The organism is Tenacibaculum sp. HL-MS23 (assembly GCF_032463465.1).
Taxonomy (GTDB): domain Bacteria; phylum Bacteroidota; class Bacteroidia; order Flavobacteriales; family Flavobacteriaceae; genus Polaribacter; species Polaribacter bernardetii.
This window is the reverse complement of sequence record NZ_CP135989.1, coordinates 1,461,507-1,477,510: the sequence shown is the minus strand read 5'-3', so window position 1 is coordinate 1,477,510 and position 16,004 is coordinate 1,461,507. Positions and strand designations below refer to the sequence as shown.

Genomic DNA, 16,004 nt, shown 5'->3' with positions numbered 1-16,004 from the left:
TTTTTGTGAGAAATTAAACACAACTAAATTAATTTAAGATGACAAATATTGATAAGAAAACGATATCATTAGATAACTTAGGTATTAAGGACGCTACGATTCGTTATCAATTAACTTCAGACGAATTACAAGATACTACTATAAAAAAAGAACAAGGTGTAAATACTAGTTTTGGTGCATTAGCAGTTAAAACAGGAGAGTTTACAGGTCGTTCACCAATGGATCGTTTTATCGTTAAAGACGATATTACAAAAGATGAAATTTGGTGGGGAGATATAAACATACCTTTCGATTCTGCAAAATTCGATAAACTTTACGATAAAGTAACGAACTACCTTTCTAATAAAGAGGTTTTTGTGCGTGATAGCTATGCATGTGCAGATGAGGATTATAAGCTAAATATTAGAGTTGTAAACGAATATCCTTGGAGTAACATGTTTGCTCACAACATGTTTTTACGTCCAACTGAGGAAGAATTAAAAGATTTTTCTCCTGAGTGGACTGTAATTAATGCACCAGGTTTTATGGCAGATCCAGCAGTTGATGGAACTCGTCAACACAATTTTGCTATTTTAAACTTCGAAAGAAAGGTTGCTTTAATAGGTGGAACCGGTTATACTGGTGAAATTAAAAAAGGAATTTTTTCTGCATTAAACTTTATCTTACCGGTATTTAAAAATACGTTACCAATGCACTGCTCTGCAAACGTTGGTGAAAAAGGTGATACAGCTATTTTCTTTGGATTGTCAGGTACAGGGAAAACAACTTTATCTACAGATCCAAAACGTAGTTTGATTGGTGATGACGAACATGGTTGGACTTCTGAAAACACTGTTTTTAATTTTGAAGGTGGTTGTTACGCAAAAGTAATCGACTTATCTAAAGATAAAGAGCCAGAAATTCACGCAGCGATTAAAAGAGGAGCAATCCTAGAAAACGTTGTAATGGATGCTGAAGGAAATGTAGATTTTCATGACACGTCAATTACACAAAATACACGTGTAAGTTATCCGATACATCATATCGAAAATATTCAAACGCCATCAACAGGAAAAAATCCTAAAAATATATTTTTCTTAACTGCAGATGCTTTCGGAGTATTGCCTCCAATATCTAGGTTAACACCAGGTCAAGCAGCATATCACTTTATTTCTGGTTATACAGCTAAAGTTGCAGGTACAGAAGCAGGTGTTACAGAGCCATTACCAAGTTTTTCAGCTTGTTTCGGCGCACCATTTATGCCGTTACACCCAACTCGTTATGCAGAAATGTTAAGCGAAAAAATGAAGGAGTCAGATGTAAATGTTTGGTTGGTAAATACTGGATGGACAGCAGGTCCTTACGGTATTGGTCACAGAATGAAATTAAAGTACACGCGTGCTATGATTAATGCAGCATTAAGCGGAGCTTTAGGAGATGTAAACGAAGAAAATTACCACACACATTCAGTATTTGGTTTAGCACAACCAAGACAATGTCCAGGAGTGCCTTCTGAAATGTTAAGCCAAAGAAAAGCTTGGGATAATGATGAAGAGTATTATAAAACAGCACACAAATTAGCAGATTCATTTAGAGAAAACTTTAAGAAGTTTGAAGAAAATGCAAACGCTGAAATTTTAGCAGGAGGACCACCAAATGTTAAAAAATAAATAATTAAAAGCATCCGAAAGGATGCTTTTTTTATGCGTAAATACTACCTATTTTTGTAGCTTTAAAACTAATAGCATGATTGTACAAGGAAATATAGTTGACATACAAAACAAACGAATCTACAAAGGAGAAGTTGAGGTTGAAAACGGAAAAATAACAGCAGTAAGGGAAAAAAATAACGCTGTAGAGAATTATATTATTCCTGGTTTTGTAGATGCACATATTCATATTGAGAGTTCAATGTTAGTACCTTCAGAATTTGCTAAAATAGCAGTTGTTCATGGTACGGTTGCCACTGTTTCTGATCCGCATGAAATAGCAAATGTTTTAGGGGTAAAAGGAGTAGATTTTATGATTGAAAACGGAAAGAAAGTTCCGTTAAAATTTAATTTTGGTGCACCAAGTTGTGTACCCGCAACATCTTTTGAAAGTGCAGGCGCAATTATCGATTCTGAGGATATTAAATTGATGCTAGAAAATCCTGATATCAAATATTTAGCAGAAATGATGAATTATCCTGGGGTTTTGTTTGATGATGAAGAGGTTTTAAAAAAGATTCAGCATGCAAAAAATAATAATAAACCTATTGACGGTCATGCGCCAGGTTTAAGAGGTGATGATGTTACAAAATATATATCGGCAGGAATTTCTACCGACCACGAATGTTTTAGTTATGATGAAGCTTTAGAAAAGCTTCAGAAAGGAATGAAAGTAATTATTCGTGAAGGAAGTGCTGCGAAAAATTTCGAAGCATTGATTGATTTATTACCTGAGCATTTCGAAAATATGATGTTTTGCTCTGATGATAAACATCCAGATGATTTATTAGTAGGTCATTTGAATGAGTTATGTGAGCGTGCGGTAGCAAAAGGCATTGATGTTTTTAAAGTTTTACAGGCAGCTTGTATAAATCCTGTAAAACACTATAATTTAGATGTTGGTTTGTTAGAACAAGGGGATGATGCGGATTTTATTGTAGTTAAAGATTTAAAAAGTTTTAATGTTTTACAAACCTATATTAACGGAGAGTTGATTGCTGAAAACGGAAAGTCGTTTGTAAAGTCAGTTCCTTTCGAAGTGTTGAATAATTTTAATACAGATAAAAAGGAGGTAGTTGATTTTGAATTTAAATCTACCGCAACAAAAATTAGAGTTATTGAAGCACTAGATGGTGAACTAGTAACCAATGAAGTTGAAGCTGATGCTTTGATAAAAGAGGGTAATTTAGTTTCTAACACAGAAACTGATGTATTAAAAATGACGGTTGTAAATCGTTATAAAAATGCTGAGCCATCAATCGCATTTATAAAAAACTTCGGATTAAAAGAAGGAGCAATAGCTAGTTCAGTTGGGCACGATTCTCATAACATTATAGCAGTTGGTGTTTCTGATGAAGCTATATGTAAGGCCGTAAATTTATTGATAGCTAATAAAGGTGGAGTTTGTGCAGTAACGGCATCCGAAGAAAAAATAGTTTCATTACCTGTAGCGGGAATCATGTCTGATAAACCCGCAGAAGAAATAGGTAAAGCGTATGCAGAATTAGATGCAATGGCAAAACAAATGGGAAGTAAATTACGAGCACCTTATATGAGTTTGTCTTTTATGGCATTGTTGGTAATACCGGCATTAAAATTATCTGATAAAGGATTGTTTGACGGAAATACATTTAAGTTTACTTCTTTAGAAGTTCAGTAATCTATTAAAGAAGTTTTAATGCTGTTTTTTAATGTTGATCATTATATAAATATTCCTGTTTAATAGAGTTCTTGGGGTAAATTAATATTGATAGTTTTTTTTAAATACTATCTTAGTAATTAATAGCACTAAAAATATTTTTTATTTGTCATTCCCGAGAAATCGGGAATCTATAGCGTGTAAATAAATGAAAACAAATCATCAATATTATGTCTATATTTTAGCAAGTAAGATAAGAGGTACTTTATATATTGGTGTAACAAATGATTTACAACGAAGAGTATTTGAACACAAAAAGGGTGCTGAAAAAGGTTTTACACAAAAATATAATGTAAATAGACTGATGTATTTTAAATGTTTCAAAGCATAGAAGAAGCGATATCAAGAGAGAAACAACTAAAAAAATGGAATCGAAATTGGAAAGTTGAATTGATAGAAAAGGAAAATAAAAAGTGGGAAGACCTTTCTAGCGATTGGTTTGATAACTTTTTGAAAGATTAGTTTAGATTCCCGATTTCTCGGGAATGACAAGAGTAAACAGCATAGGTAAAAATATGTGTTTAGGTTTTTAACTATTGAAAACTTAGTAGTTTTTATGAATTATACCATACTTAATAAAATCATTATTTAATTGATTAGTTTAGCTTTATAGAAATTAAAATTTGAAGACAGAGAAAATTATTTTAGGAATTGACCCCGGAACTTCTATCATGGGATTCGGAATTATAAAAGTGGTGGGAAAAAAAATGGAATTCGTTCAAATGAATGAGTTAATTTTAAAAAAATACGACGATCATTATTTAAAACTAAAGTTAATTTTTGAACGTACAATTGAATTGATAGATACGTATAAACCTGATGAAGTAGCTTTAGAAGCACCTTTTTTTGGTAAAAATGTACAATCGATGTTAAAGCTTGGACGCGCACAAGGAGTTGCGATGGCTGCTGCATTGTCACGTGAAATACCAGTAACAGAATATGCACCACTAAAAATTAAAATGGCAATTACAGGTAACGGAAAATCGAGTAAAGAGCAAGTTGCTTTAATGCTAAAATCCTTATTGAATTTAAAGACCTTACCTAAAAATTTAGATGCAACTGATGGTTTAGCCGCAGCGGTTTGTCATCATTATAATTCAGGAAGGGTTGTAGGTGGTAAAAATTATACTGGTTGGGCAAGTTTTGTGAAGCAAAACGAAAAACGAGTTAAAAAGTAATTTAATTTGGCAGGAATTTATATACATATACCGTTTTGCAAGCAAGCATGTTTTTATTGCGATTTTCATTTCTCTACTTCTTTACAAAAGAAAGACGAACTAGTTTCGTTTATGGTAAAAGAGCTTGAAATCAGAAAAGAAGAATTAGCAAACGAAACGATAGAAACTATTTATTTTGGTGGCGGAACTCCGTCGTTATTATCGAAAGAAGAAATAGAAACCTTATTAAAAGCAATTCATCAGAATTATAAGGTAATTGAAAACCCTGAGATTACTTTAGAGGCCAATCCGGATGATTTATCCGAAGAAAAAATTTTAGAATTAGCAGAATCACCTATAAACAGATTAAGTATTGGCGTGCAATCTTTTTTTGAAGAAGATTTAAAAAGTATGAATCGTGCGCATAAGGCTAAAGAGGCAAAAGAATGTTTATCTATGGCGACCCGCCATTTTGATAATATTACGGTCGATTTAATTTACGGTGTTCCGAATATGAGTAACGAACGATGGAAAGAGAATTTACAAATAGCGTTCGGTTTTGGCGTGAATCATATCTCAAGCTACGCATTAACAGTTGAGCCAAAAACAGCAATGGCTAGTTTTATTAGTCAAGGAAAATATCCAGCACCTGATGAAACGGTAGCAAAAGAACATTTTGATATTTTAGTAGCAGAAACAGCTAAAAACGGATTTATACATTACGAAATTTCAAATTTCGGAAAAGCGGATTACTTTTCGAAACACAACACAAGTTATTGGTTGGGTAAAAAATATATTGGTATCGGTCCGTCTGCGCATTCGTTTAGTAAAACGCATCGTAGTTGGAATGTCGCTAATAACGCAAAATATATAAAGGAACTTCAGCAAGGTAATCTTCCGAATGAAGTAGAAGAATTATCAAAAGAAGATCAGTTTAACGAATATTTAATGACAGGCTTACGAACTATTTGGGGCGTATCGTTAAATAAAATTGATGAAGATTTTAAAGAGCAATTATTAATCTCGTCAAAAAAGTTTATAGATGAAGGTTTACTCGTCATTGCGAGAGAAACGGAGCAATCTTTAGGTTTTAATCAGATTACTTCGTCGTTATCTCCTCGTAATGACGACAGGGTATTAAAAACAACACCAAAAGGAAAGTTTTTGGCAGACGGTTTAGCTTCAGAATTATTTATAATTAAATAATAAAAACATGATTGCAGAGATAACTTACAATTCAGAAAAACATAAAATAGATTTATCAAAACCTTTAGATATTTCTATTTCAATAGATGTTTTAAAAGAAAATATAAATGCATGGTATGTTGGTGAACCAGAAATTAAGCCAGTAAAAGAAGGTGATTGGATAGGTAGTGTTTCTAAAGGAGCAGATGTTAATTTTAACAATATTTCTTTTAATCCGCATGCGCACATAACACATACCGAGTGTGTTGGGCATATTACAGAAAAAGTACATTCAGTAAATAAAAACCTAAATAAATTCTTTTTTTAGCTGAGGTTATTACAGTTACACCAAAGGAGTTAGAGGATGGAGATTTTGTAATTACAAAAGAACAATTACAAGCAATTTTAAAAAATAAAGTAAGAGAAGCCATTGTTATTAGAACATTCCCAAATTCTGATAAAAAAACAAGCACTCGTTATTCAAATACAAACCCGCCTTACTTATTAGAAGCAGCCGCTGCTTATTTAAAAGAAATAGGAGTGAAGCATTTATTAATAGATTTACCTTCGGTAGATAAAGAAAAAGATGAAGGTAAATTATTAGCGCACAATGCTTTTTGGAATACCGCAAATGAAATTCGTTTTGATGCAACTATTACAGAATTTATCTATGTAAAAGAATCAATAAAAGACGGAGCATATTTTTTAAATTTAATGATTGCCCCTTTTGAAAATGATGCAACTCCAAGTAAACCTATTTTGTATAAAATTCAATAAGAATAAATTTATAATAGTTGTCAGTTCGAGTGGAGTCGAGAACTACTTTGAAACGAACAAGTAATTAAGAGTAATTTATTTAGAATCAATATGAAATAAGGTTTTAAAATAGTGTTTTGTAAAACCTATTTCTTTTTTTTATAGTTTTACGTTTCAATTAATACTAAAATGGCAATTTTTAATACATATAAGCAATGTAAATGGACCGTGAGATACGGAACATGTCGGGCTACTTATGTATTATAATTATTCAAATATAAAATATATCAATTATAAAAAGTCCGACTTCACAGTCGGATTTTTTTGTTTTTAAGAGCACCAATAACTACTAAACCAAACAGTATGAAAAAACTATATTTTAATTATTTAGAGACGTTTAAAGGGCTTTCAACCGAAGTTTGGTGGCTTGCTCTAATTACACTAATAAATAGAGCAGGTACGATGGTAATTCCGTTTTTATCATTGTATTTAACCAAAGATTTAGACTTCACACTAAAAGATGTAGCTTGGATTATGAGTTGTTTTGGTTTAGGTTCTGTATTAGGATCTTGGCTAGGAGGAAAGCTAACTGATAAAATAGGTTCGTACAAAGTAATGAAAACAAGTTTGTTTTTAACCGGTTTAATGTTTTTAGCCTTGCAGTTTGTAACTACATTTTACGGTTTTTGTATTGGTATCTTTTTGGTGATGTTAGTAGCTGATGCTTTTAGGCCCGCAATGTTTGTAGCTTTAAGTGCTTACAGTAAGCCAGAAAATAAAACACGTTCGGTAACTTTAATCCGTTTGGCAATTAACTTAGGTTTTTCTGCAGGGCCAGCAGTTGGCGGAATTATAATTACTACTTTAAGTTATAGTGGTTTGTTTTGGGTTGATGGTATTACGTGTATTCTAGCAACGTTATTACTTATAAAAGTGTTGAATCCTAAAAAGGCAAAAGTTTTAGATGAGGTGAAAGTTGATAATCCGGTTTCGGTATTTTCTGACAAGGCTTTTTGGGTGTTTTTTGTAGCGATGTTTATCTTCGGATTTGTGTTTTTACAATACTTTTCAACAATGCCATTGTATTATGAAAACGTTCATGATTTATCTGAGTTAGAGATTGGTTTGTTAATGGGAATGAATGGTTTTTTAATCTTTTTATTGGAAATGCCATTAATTAAGTGGTTAGAAGAAAGTAAGTATTCAAAAGAACGCTTAATGTTTGTAGGTTTATTTTTAACAGGGATAAGTTTTTTAGTACTAAACTTAACAGGTTGGATTGGTATTTTAGTAATAGGAATGTTATTTATGACTATTGGCGAAATGATTGCTTTCCCGTTTTCTAATGCTTTTGTAATGGAGCGTGCAAAAAAGGGAAATCAAGGAGAATATATGGCATATTATAGTATTGCTTTTTCTTTGGCACATATTTTTGGACATAATTCAGGAATGCAATTAGTAGCTGCTTTGGGATTTGATAAAACATGGTGGATTATTACTTTTATGTCGGTAATAGGGTTGTTTTTCTTATTGATGTTAAGCAGCGTTGTAAAAAAAGAAAAGTTAGAAGGATTAAATTAAGTTAAAGCAGGAAAGAATAGAAAAAATCCGCCTTGGCGAATTAATTAGCCCAAAAGAAATATTTATATTTGAATTTTAAACTCTGAAGTAAAAATGAATATACAAGACGCTCAAAAAGAAGTTGATAATTGGATTAAAAATCATGGAGTTCGTTATTTTAATGAATTAACAAACATGGCACAATTAACAGAAGAAGTAGGAGAAGTAGCAAGAATTATTGCGCGCCGTTACGGAGAACAAAGTGAAAAAGAGAGCGATAAAAATAAAGATTTAGGAGAAGAGTTAGCAGATGTGATGTTTGTAGTTTTGTGTTTGGCAAATCAAACAGGCATAAACCTTCAGGAAGCTTTCGATAAAAAATTAGATATAAAAACAAAACGTGATCACGATCGTCATCACAACAACGAAAAATTAAAATAGATGAGTCTTATTAAAAATATACAAAAAGGATCTTTTTGGATTAATGTACTTAAAGTGGGTATTCCTTTTTTAGTGGTTGTCGCAATATTTTCATTATTAGTAAATAGTGGAGGCGCTTTGTTTTCTGCGGATTTTGAAACTGTACATACTATTAATTTTTCAGAAGGAAAATGGAAACGTTTTTGGTTAACCAAAGTAACTGTTAGTATTTTTTATGCCATATATGTGGTAAATAAAAGAACAAAATAGATAATGGGTTTAGAGAAGCTAGAAGATAAATTAAATAAAAATATTAACGAAGAAACGGAATTGATTCACAAAGTATCATTAATTAAATATGTGTTAATTTACGTTCCAGTATTGTTTTTAATGTTTGCTATCACCAATTTTATTGCAAGTTTGCTATTTGAAGGAATAGCTTTCGATTGGAGAAGAATTTTAATTCAAGCTTTCGTTTTTGGTTTCTTTTTTAGAATTTTTCATGCTGTAAGAAAAGGCTGGAATAATGCTTGGGAAAATAAATAGTATGAATGTTAAATTCAATATCAAAAGTCGATTTTCAATCGATATAAAATAAGGAAGTCTAAATAAATGAACTTACAATTAGCAACAAAAAAAGGTACTAAAATTAATACCGAAATAACTATTTCGGGTTCAAAAAGTGAATCTAACAGGTTATTAATTTTACAACAATTATATCCGAATATTACAATTCATAATTTATCAGATTCTGATGATACACATCATTTACAAGAAGCGTTGTCGTCAGAAAATGAAATTGCAGATATTGGTCATGCAGGTACTGCAATGCGTTTTTTAACTGCTTTTTTTGCAAGTAAAAAAGATGCTGTGAAAGTTTTACAAGGATCCGAGAGAATGCATAATCGACCAATCAAAATTTTGGTAGATGCGCTGCGCGATTTAGGAGCTGATATTGAGTATTTAGAAAAAGACAGCTATCCGCCAATAAAAATTACAGGGAAAGAATTATTGATAGCTAAAGTTGCTATTAATGGTAATGTAAGTAGTCAGTATATTTCTGCTTTAATGTTAATTGCACCGAGTTTAAAAAACGGATTAACAATTGAATTGAAAGGAAATATTACTTCTGTTCCGTATATAAAAATGACATTAACCTTGTTACATCAAATAGGTGTTTCTGCAAGTTTTGAAGGGAATATTATTACTATTATAAACCAATCTGAAGTTTCTACTCAAGATATCGTAGTAGAATCAGATTGGAGTTCTGCTTCTTATTTTTATTCGTTAATTGCATTGAGTGAAATAGGATCGTCTGTAAAATTATCAGCCTATAAAAAAGATAGTTTACAAGGAGATAATTGCTTAGCAAGAATTTATAATCATTTTGGAGTTGTAACTACGTTTCAAGAAAATACCATTGTTTTAACGAAAGAAGCACTACATAATACAGCCATTTTAACGGAGAATTTGAAAAATGCGCCAGATATTGCTCAAACAATTGCAGTAACTTGTTTTGGATTAGGAATTGCTTGTGATTTATCAGGCTTACACACCTTAAAAATAAAAGAAACCGATCGGTTAGAGGCTTTAAAAGAAGAATTAACGAAGTTAGGTGGAGATATATCTGTAACCAACGAAAGTTTGCACTTAAAAACATCCGAAGAAATTAAAAAAAATATTGAGATTGCTACTTATAACGATCATAGAATGGCAATGGCATTTGCACCGTTAGCATTAAAGATATCAATTGTTATTTTAGAAGCCGAAGTGGTAACGAAATCGTATCGTAATTTTTGGAAAGATATGCAACAAGTAGGAATAGAAACGATTAAAGGAAAATAAAAGGAGAATCACTTGACAAGGCCTATGTCCAAATCGTATATTTGCACATACGAAAAAAAGATTTATGAAGTTATCGAATTTTAGTTTTGAATTACCAGATGAATTATTAGCAGAATATCCATCAGAGCATAGAGATGAAGCACGTTTAATGGTGTTACACAGAGATACTCAAAAAATTGAACATAAATTATTTAAAGATTTAATCAATTATTTTGATGAAGGAGATGTAATGATGCTAAACAATACAAAGGTTTTTCCTGCTCGTATGTACGGGAATAAAGAAAAAACTGGAGCTCGTATTGAAGTGTTTTTATTACGTGAGTTAAATGCTGAAAACCGTTTGTGGGATGTATTAGTAGATCCAGCAAGAAAAATAAGAATCGGAAACAAATTGTTTTTTGGTGATGACGAAAGTTTAGTAGCTGAGGTTATTGATAATACAACATCAAGAGGTAGAACTTTACGTTTCTTATACGACGGACCTTACGAAGAGTTTAGAGAAAAATTAGTAAAGTTAGGGGAAACACCATTGCCTAAATATATAAAGCGTGAGGTAGAGGCGACAGATGAAGATCGTTACCAAACAATCTACGCAAAGCATGAAGGAGCTGTGGCAGCACCAGCAGCAGGTTTACATTTTTCTAAACATTTAATGAAGCGTTTAGAAATTAAAGGAGTAGATTTTGCAGAAACTACGTTACATGTAGGTTTAGGTACTTTTAATCCTGTTGAGGTAGAAGATTTATCGAAGCATAAAATGGACTCTGAAAAGATTAATGTAACGCAAGCCACTGCAGATATGGTTAACAGTGCTTTAGATAAAAAGAAAAGAGTTTGTGCTGTTGGTACAACTGTAATGAGAGCAACAGAATCTGCAATTACATCTAAGCGTAAGTTAAAGGAATTTGACGGTTGGACAAATAAATTTATTTTTCCTCCATTTGATTTTAGTGTTGCAAACTGTATGATTACAAACTTTCATACACCAAAATCAACATTAATGATGACTGTTTCTGCCTTTGCAGGACACGATTTTATGATGGAAGCATACCAAGAAGCAATTAAAGAAAAATATAAATTTCACTCGTACGGAGATGCGATGTTGATTTTATAATAGTATAGATTTAAATGAATTATAAAACCTCACAAGATTACTTGTGAGGTTTTATGTATTTTTGCACCCAATGGAAGTTAAGAAAAAAGACATACGCGCATTATCAAAAGAACAATTACGTGATTTTTTTGTAGCAAACGGAGATAAAGCATTTCGGGGTAATCAGATATATGAATGGTTATGGAGCAAATCGGCACATTCGTTTGATGATATGACCAATTTATCGAAAGACACTCGTAAAATGCTAGACGAAAATTTTGTTATCAACCATATTCAGGTTGATAATATGCAACGTAGTAAAGACGGTACTGTAAAAAATGCAGTTCGTTTACACGATGGTTTAGTGGTCGAATCTGTTTTAATACCAACAAAAACACGAACAACTGCTTGTGTTTCTAGCCAAGTTGGTTGTAGTTTAGATTGTCGTTTCTGCGCAACATCGCGTTTAAAAAGAATGCGAAACTTAAATCCAGATGAAATTTACGATCAAGTAGCAGCCATTAACAAAGAAAGCCTATTGTATTATGATAGAAAACTATCTAATATTGTTTTTATGGGAATGGGAGAGCCATTGATGAATTACAATAATGTAATTAAATCAATCGATAAAATTACGTCTCCAGAAGGTTTAGGAATGTCTCCTAAACGTATTACAGTTTCTACATCAGGCGTTCCTAAAATAATTAAAAAAATGGCAGATGATGAGGTGAAGTTTAACTTAGCTGTTTCATTGCATTCAGCTATTGATGAAGTTCGTACGTCTATCATGCCGTTTAATGCTACTTTTCCTTTAAAAGACTTAAAAGAAGCGTTAGAGTATTGGTACGAGAAAACCGAGAGAATGATTACGTACGAATATGTAGTTTGGGGAGGAATTAACGATAAAAGAGAGGATATTAATGCCTTAATTCAGTTTTGCAAATACGTTCCTTGTAAGGTTAATTTAATAGAATATAACCCTATTGACGATGGAGAGTTTCAACAAGCTAGCCCAGAAGCAATCAACAATTATATATCGAACTTAGAAATGCATGATATTACGGTAAATGTTCGTCGCTCTCGCGGAAAAGATATCGATGCAGCTTGTGGACAATTAGCTAATAAATCGTAATGAATTCAAAAACCCTATTAGGTCAAACGTTCCAGTCTTTGGGCTGGATTCTTTTTATCCTTTTCTTAGGGTTGTTTTTTGATAGTGGTTATTTTTCAAAAAATTATTTTGAACACTCTCAATGGATTAATACTGTCTGTGTAATTTTAGTTTTTATTTATTGTTATTATAAAGGCACATCAAGAACTAGAGAACAACTTATTTATGCATTATTTATTGGCGTAATTGGAGAATACTTTTTTTCATTAATTTTAGGGATGTATTCATACAGGTTGTATAATGTACCACATTATATTCCTTTTGGACATGCGTTAGTGTTTTTAGGAGTATATAGCTTTTCAAAAAAATCTAAAGTAAAATTAAATGCAAAAAAAATAAACCTTTTTCTAACCATCTTCATAGCTGTATATGCATTCGTTTTTTTAGTATTTAAAAAAGATGTCTTTGGCTTTGTTATGACACTTCTGGTTTTCTATTCATTACGAAAGTATCCTAAAGAAAAATTGTTTTATTTAACAATGTATGTTGTAGTTGTGTATGCAGAACTTATAGGAACCTCATTAAATACTTGGTCTTGGCCAAAAATTGCGTTTAATACTTTTGAGTTTTTGCCAAGTGGAAACCCGCCTTCGGGAATTTGTTTATTTTATTACGGATTAGACAGAGGAACTATGTCTTTTTACAAAAGAAGGCATAAATTAGCTTGGGCTAGATTAAAAAGAATTAGAGCTATTGAAAACTAAAAAAAATCTTACTTTTGATAAACAATGAAGCCAGTAGAACAAATTAAACTTCCTATTAAAAATGAAATGGAACTCTTTGAAACTAAGTTCAAAGATTCGATGTTATCAAAAGTTCCCTTATTAAATAGAATTACGTATTATATTGTTCGTCGAAAAGGAAAACAAATGCGACCGATGTTTGTTTTTTTAGTAGCTAAAATGGTTTCTGATGGTGGTTTTGACGAACGAACTTATCGAGGAGCTTCTGTAGTTGAGTTAATTCATACCGCAACTTTAGTACATGATGATGTTGTAGATGATAGTAATCGTCGCCGTGGATTCTTCTCTGTAAATGCACTTTGGAAAAATAAAATAGCCGTTTTAGTAGGTGATTTTTTATTATCAAAAGGTTTATTATTGTCGATTGATAATGAAGATTTTGATATTCTTAAACTGATTTCTATCGCAGTGCGTGAAATGAGTGAAGGTGAATTACTACAGATAGAAAAAGCACGAAAACTAAATATTACCGAGGAAATTTATTTTGAAATTATCAGACAGAAAACAGCAACTTTAATTGCTGCTTGTTGTGGTATTGGAGCGGCATCAGTAGGAGCAAGTAATGATGTTGTGCAGCAAATGCGAAAGTTTGGAGAGTATATTGGAATTGCTTTTCAAATTAAAGATGATTTATTTGATTATACTGAAGATAAAATAGGAAAACCTACAGGTATTGATATAAAGGAGCAGAAGATGACCCTTCCTTTAATTTACACTTTAAACAACTGTTCTAAAAAAGAAAAATCTTGGTTGATAAACTCTGTAAAAAAGCATAACACTAATAAAAAACGTGTAAAAGAAGTTATAGCTTTTGTAAACACGAATGGCGGCTTAGAGTATGCAACAACTAAAATGCATAGTTATAAAAATAAGGCATTAGCAATATTAAATAACTTTCCGGAATCAGCATACAAAAGCTCACTGCAACAAATGATTGATTATGTTGTAGAACGTAAGATTTAAATTAGTAACAGTGTAAAATTTTATAAAAAATAAAAAGCCTCGATAATTAATTATCGAGGCTTTTTTTATTGTCTATGGCGACTCGCCATTACATCATTCCAGGCATCCCACCACCCATTGGAGGCATTGCAGGAGCATCTTCTTTAATATCTATTAAAGCACATTCGGTCGTTAAAATCATACCAGCAACAGAAGCTGCATTTTCTAACGCTACACGAGTAACTTTTTTAGGATCAATAATTCCAGCTTCTAGCATATCAACATATACTTCAGCTTTAGCATCGTAACCAAAATCTTTTTTACCCTCTAGCACTTTATTAATAACAACAGATCCTTCGCCACCAGCATTTTCAACAATTGTTCTTAAAGGCGCTTCAATAGCTTTGTTAACGATTTGTACACCTGTAGTTTCGTCTAAGTTTTCAGTAGCTAAAGCTTCTAATACTTTTTTAGCACGTACTAAAGCAACACCACCACCAGCAACAATACCTTCTTCTACAGCAGCACGAGTTGCATGTAAAGCATCATCCACACGATCTTTCTTTTCTTTCATTTCTACTTCAGAAGCAGCTCCAACATATAAAACAGCAACTCCACCAGCTAACTTCGCTAAGCGCTCTTGTAATTTCTCACGATCGTAATCAGAAGTAGTAGTTTCAATTTGTGCTTTAATTTGGTTTACACGACCTTTAATTAGCTCTTCATTACCAGCACCGTTAACAATAGTAGTATTGTCTTTATCGATAGTTACTGTTTCAGCAGTTCCTAATAGATCTAAAGTAGCGTTTTCTAAAGAAAAACCTCTTTCTTCAGAAATAACAGTTCCACCAGTTAATATAGAAATATCTTCTAACATTGCTTTTCTACGATCACCAAATCCAGGAGCCTTTACAGCAGCAATTTTTAAACCACCACGTAATTTATTAACAACTAAAGTAGCCAATGCTTGTCCGTCAACATCTTCAGCAATAATTAATAAAGGTCTTCCAGATTGAGAAACAGGTTCTAATATTGGTAGAATTTCTTGTAAGTTAGAGATCTTTTTATCAAATAATAAGATGTAAGGATTCTCTAAAGTAGCCACCATTTTATCAGCATCAGTTACAAAGTATGGAGATAAATATCCACGGTCGAATTGCATTCCTTCCACAACGTCAACATAAGTCTCCATTCCTTTAGCTTCTTCAACAGTAATAACACCTTCTTTACCAACTTTACCGAAAGCGGTAGCGATTAAATCACCAATAACTTTATCGTTGTTTGCCGAGATTGAAGCAACTTGTTGTATTTTTTCTGATGAGTTACCAACTTCTTGAGATTGCTTTGCTAAATCCTCAGTAATTGCAGTAACAGCTTTGTCAATACCACGTTTTAAATCCATAGGATTTGCACCTGCAGCAACGTTTTTTAAACCTTCTTTAACAATAGCTTGTGCTAATACGGTTGCGGTTGTAGTTCCATCACCAGCTAAATCGTTAGTTTTAGAAGCAACTTCTTTTACCATTTGAGCTCCCATATTCTCTAAAGAATCTTCTAACTCAATTTCTTTTGCAACAGTAACACCATCTTTAGTTACATGTGGTGCACCGAAAGATTTAGAAATAATTACATTTCTTCCTTTAGGACCTAGAGTTACTTTTACTGCATTTGCTAATGCATCTACTCCACGTTTTAAACCGTCACGAGCGTCTACATCAAATTTTATATCTTTTGCCATTTTATGA

15 protein-coding genes and 1 pseudogene are annotated in these 16,004 nt (G+C 32.2%); 15 read left to right on the top strand and 1 reads right to left on the bottom strand.

Annotated features, from left to right (window positions below; genetic code table 11):
* Positions 1 to 38 precede the first annotated feature (38 nt).
* The 15 genes and pseudogenes from pckA (at position 39) to RRF68_RS06770 (ending at position 14,280) form a co-directional block, all read left to right on the top strand.
* Positions 39 to 1,649 carry a phosphoenolpyruvate carboxykinase (ATP) gene (gene pckA / locus RRF68_RS06840; RefSeq protein ID WP_275316562.1) on the top strand — a complete coding sequence of 537 codons (1,611 nt, stop codon included), beginning with the start codon at positions 39 to 41 and terminating at the stop codon, positions 1,647 to 1,649.
* A gap of 76 nt (positions 1,650 to 1,725) precedes the next feature.
* Positions 1,726 to 3,348: an adenine deaminase gene (gene ade, locus RRF68_RS06835; RefSeq protein ID WP_315943884.1), complete on the top strand. Its 1,623-nt coding sequence runs from the start codon at positions 1,726 to 1,728 to the stop codon at positions 3,346 to 3,348.
* 187 nt (positions 3,349 to 3,535) lie between these two features.
* The gene (locus RRF68_RS06830) at positions 3,536 to 3,718 is read left to right on the top strand and encodes a GIY-YIG nuclease family protein (RefSeq protein ID WP_315943883.1); all 183 of its coding nucleotides are present in this window, start codon (positions 3,536 to 3,538) and stop codon (positions 3,716 to 3,718) included.
* Positions 3,719 to 4,010: 292 nt separating this feature from the next.
* Positions 4,011 to 4,565: a crossover junction endodeoxyribonuclease RuvC gene (ruvC, locus tag RRF68_RS06825; protein WP_260586291.1), complete on the top strand. Its 555-nt coding sequence runs from the start codon at positions 4,011 to 4,013 to the stop codon at positions 4,563 to 4,565.
* 6 nt (positions 4,566 to 4,571) lie between these two features.
* The gene (gene hemW / locus RRF68_RS06820; RefSeq protein ID WP_315943882.1) at positions 4,572 to 5,750 is read left to right on the top strand and encodes a radical SAM family heme chaperone HemW; all 1,179 of its coding nucleotides are present in this window, start codon (positions 4,572 to 4,574) and stop codon (positions 5,748 to 5,750) included.
* Between the two features lie 7 nt (positions 5,751 to 5,757).
* Positions 5,758 to 6,506, top strand: a pseudogene (locus RRF68_RS06815) (cyclase family protein).
* 342 nt (positions 6,507 to 6,848) lie between these two features.
* Positions 6,849 to 8,066, top strand: a complete 1,218-nt coding sequence (locus tag RRF68_RS06810) for an MDR family MFS transporter (protein WP_275316555.1) — start codon at positions 6,849 to 6,851, stop codon at positions 8,064 to 8,066.
* A 93-nt stretch (positions 8,067 to 8,159) separates the two neighbouring features.
* Positions 8,160 to 8,486 carry a nucleotide pyrophosphohydrolase gene (locus tag RRF68_RS06805; RefSeq protein ID WP_218771382.1) on the top strand — a complete coding sequence of 109 codons (327 nt, stop codon included), beginning with the start codon at positions 8,160 to 8,162 and terminating at the stop codon, positions 8,484 to 8,486.
* Complete coding sequence (locus tag RRF68_RS06800) at positions 8,487 to 8,735, top strand: hypothetical protein (protein WP_315943881.1); 249 nt, start codon at positions 8,487 to 8,489, stop codon at positions 8,733 to 8,735.
* A 3-nt stretch (positions 8,736 to 8,738) separates the two neighbouring features.
* On the top strand, positions 8,739 to 9,011 hold the full coding sequence (locus tag RRF68_RS06795; RefSeq protein ID WP_315943880.1) for a hypothetical protein: 273 nt from the start codon (positions 8,739 to 8,741) through the stop codon (positions 9,009 to 9,011).
* Between the two features lie 66 nt (positions 9,012 to 9,077).
* On the top strand, positions 9,078 to 10,310 hold the full coding sequence (locus RRF68_RS06790; protein WP_315943879.1) for a 3-phosphoshikimate 1-carboxyvinyltransferase: 1,233 nt from the start codon (positions 9,078 to 9,080) through the stop codon (positions 10,308 to 10,310).
* A gap of 64 nt (positions 10,311 to 10,374) precedes the next feature.
* Positions 10,375 to 11,424 carry a tRNA preQ1(34) S-adenosylmethionine ribosyltransferase-isomerase QueA gene (queA, locus tag RRF68_RS06785; RefSeq protein ID WP_218771378.1) on the top strand — a complete coding sequence of 350 codons (1,050 nt, stop codon included), beginning with the start codon at positions 10,375 to 10,377 and terminating at the stop codon, positions 11,422 to 11,424.
* A 70-nt stretch (positions 11,425 to 11,494) separates the two neighbouring features.
* Positions 11,495 to 12,535, top strand: coding sequence for a 23S rRNA (adenine(2503)-C(2))-methyltransferase RlmN (gene rlmN / locus RRF68_RS06780; RefSeq protein ID WP_218771377.1), 1,041 nt, complete (start codon positions 11,495 to 11,497; stop codon positions 12,533 to 12,535).
* Entirely contained in the window at positions 12,535 to 13,278 is a 744-nt protein-coding gene (locus RRF68_RS06775; protein ID WP_315943878.1) for a hypothetical protein, read from the top strand. Before rlmN ends, RRF68_RS06775 begins: the two co-directional genes overlap by 1 nt.
* 24 nt (positions 13,279 to 13,302) lie before the next feature.
* Complete coding sequence (locus RRF68_RS06770) at positions 13,303 to 14,280, top strand: polyprenyl synthetase family protein (RefSeq protein WP_218771375.1); 978 nt, start codon at positions 13,303 to 13,305, stop codon at positions 14,278 to 14,280.
* Positions 14,281 to 14,368: 88 nt separating this feature from the next.
* Here RRF68_RS06770 and groL read toward each other — a convergent pair whose 3' ends face one another.
* Positions 14,369 to 15,997 carry a chaperonin GroEL gene (gene groL, locus RRF68_RS06765; RefSeq protein ID WP_315943877.1) on the bottom strand — a complete coding sequence of 543 codons (1,629 nt, stop codon included), beginning with the start codon at positions 15,995 to 15,997 and terminating at the stop codon, positions 14,369 to 14,371.
* Positions 15,998 to 16,004: the final 7 nt, after the last annotated feature.

Excerpts from the sequence above, each read along its gene's own strand:
- pckA (WP_275316562.1), top strand. The coding sequence starts at position 39 with ATGACAAATATTGATAAGAAAACGATATCATTAGATAACTTAGGTATT.
- ade (WP_315943884.1), top strand. The coding sequence starts at position 1,726 with ATGATTGTACAAGGAAATATAGTTGACATACAAAACAAACGAATCTAC.
- RRF68_RS06830 (WP_315943883.1), top strand. The coding sequence starts at position 3,536 with ATGAAAACAAATCATCAATATTATGTCTATATTTTAGCAAGTAAGATA.
- RRF68_RS06810 (WP_275316555.1), top strand. The coding sequence starts at position 6,849 with ATGAAAAAACTATATTTTAATTATTTAGAGACGTTTAAAGGGCTTTCA.
- RRF68_RS06805 (WP_218771382.1), top strand. The coding sequence starts at position 8,160 with ATGAATATACAAGACGCTCAAAAAGAAGTTGATAATTGGATTAAAAAT.
- RRF68_RS06800 (WP_315943881.1), top strand. The coding sequence starts at position 8,487 with ATGAGTCTTATTAAAAATATACAAAAAGGATCTTTTTGGATTAATGTA.
- RRF68_RS06795 (WP_315943880.1), top strand. The coding sequence starts at position 8,739 with ATGGGTTTAGAGAAGCTAGAAGATAAATTAAATAAAAATATTAACGAA.
- RRF68_RS06790 (WP_315943879.1), top strand. The coding sequence starts at position 9,078 with ATGAACTTACAATTAGCAACAAAAAAAGGTACTAAAATTAATACCGAA.
- queA (WP_218771378.1), top strand. The coding sequence starts at position 10,375 with ATGAAGTTATCGAATTTTAGTTTTGAATTACCAGATGAATTATTAGCA.
- rlmN (WP_218771377.1), top strand. The coding sequence starts at position 11,495 with ATGGAAGTTAAGAAAAAAGACATACGCGCATTATCAAAAGAACAATTA.
- RRF68_RS06775 (WP_315943878.1), top strand. The coding sequence starts at position 12,535 with ATGAATTCAAAAACCCTATTAGGTCAAACGTTCCAGTCTTTGGGCTGG.
- RRF68_RS06770 (WP_218771375.1), top strand. The coding sequence starts at position 13,303 with ATGAAGCCAGTAGAACAAATTAAACTTCCTATTAAAAATGAAATGGAA.
- groL (WP_315943877.1), bottom strand. The coding sequence starts at position 15,997 with ATGGCAAAAGATATAAAATTTGATGTAGACGCTCGTGACGGTTTAAAA.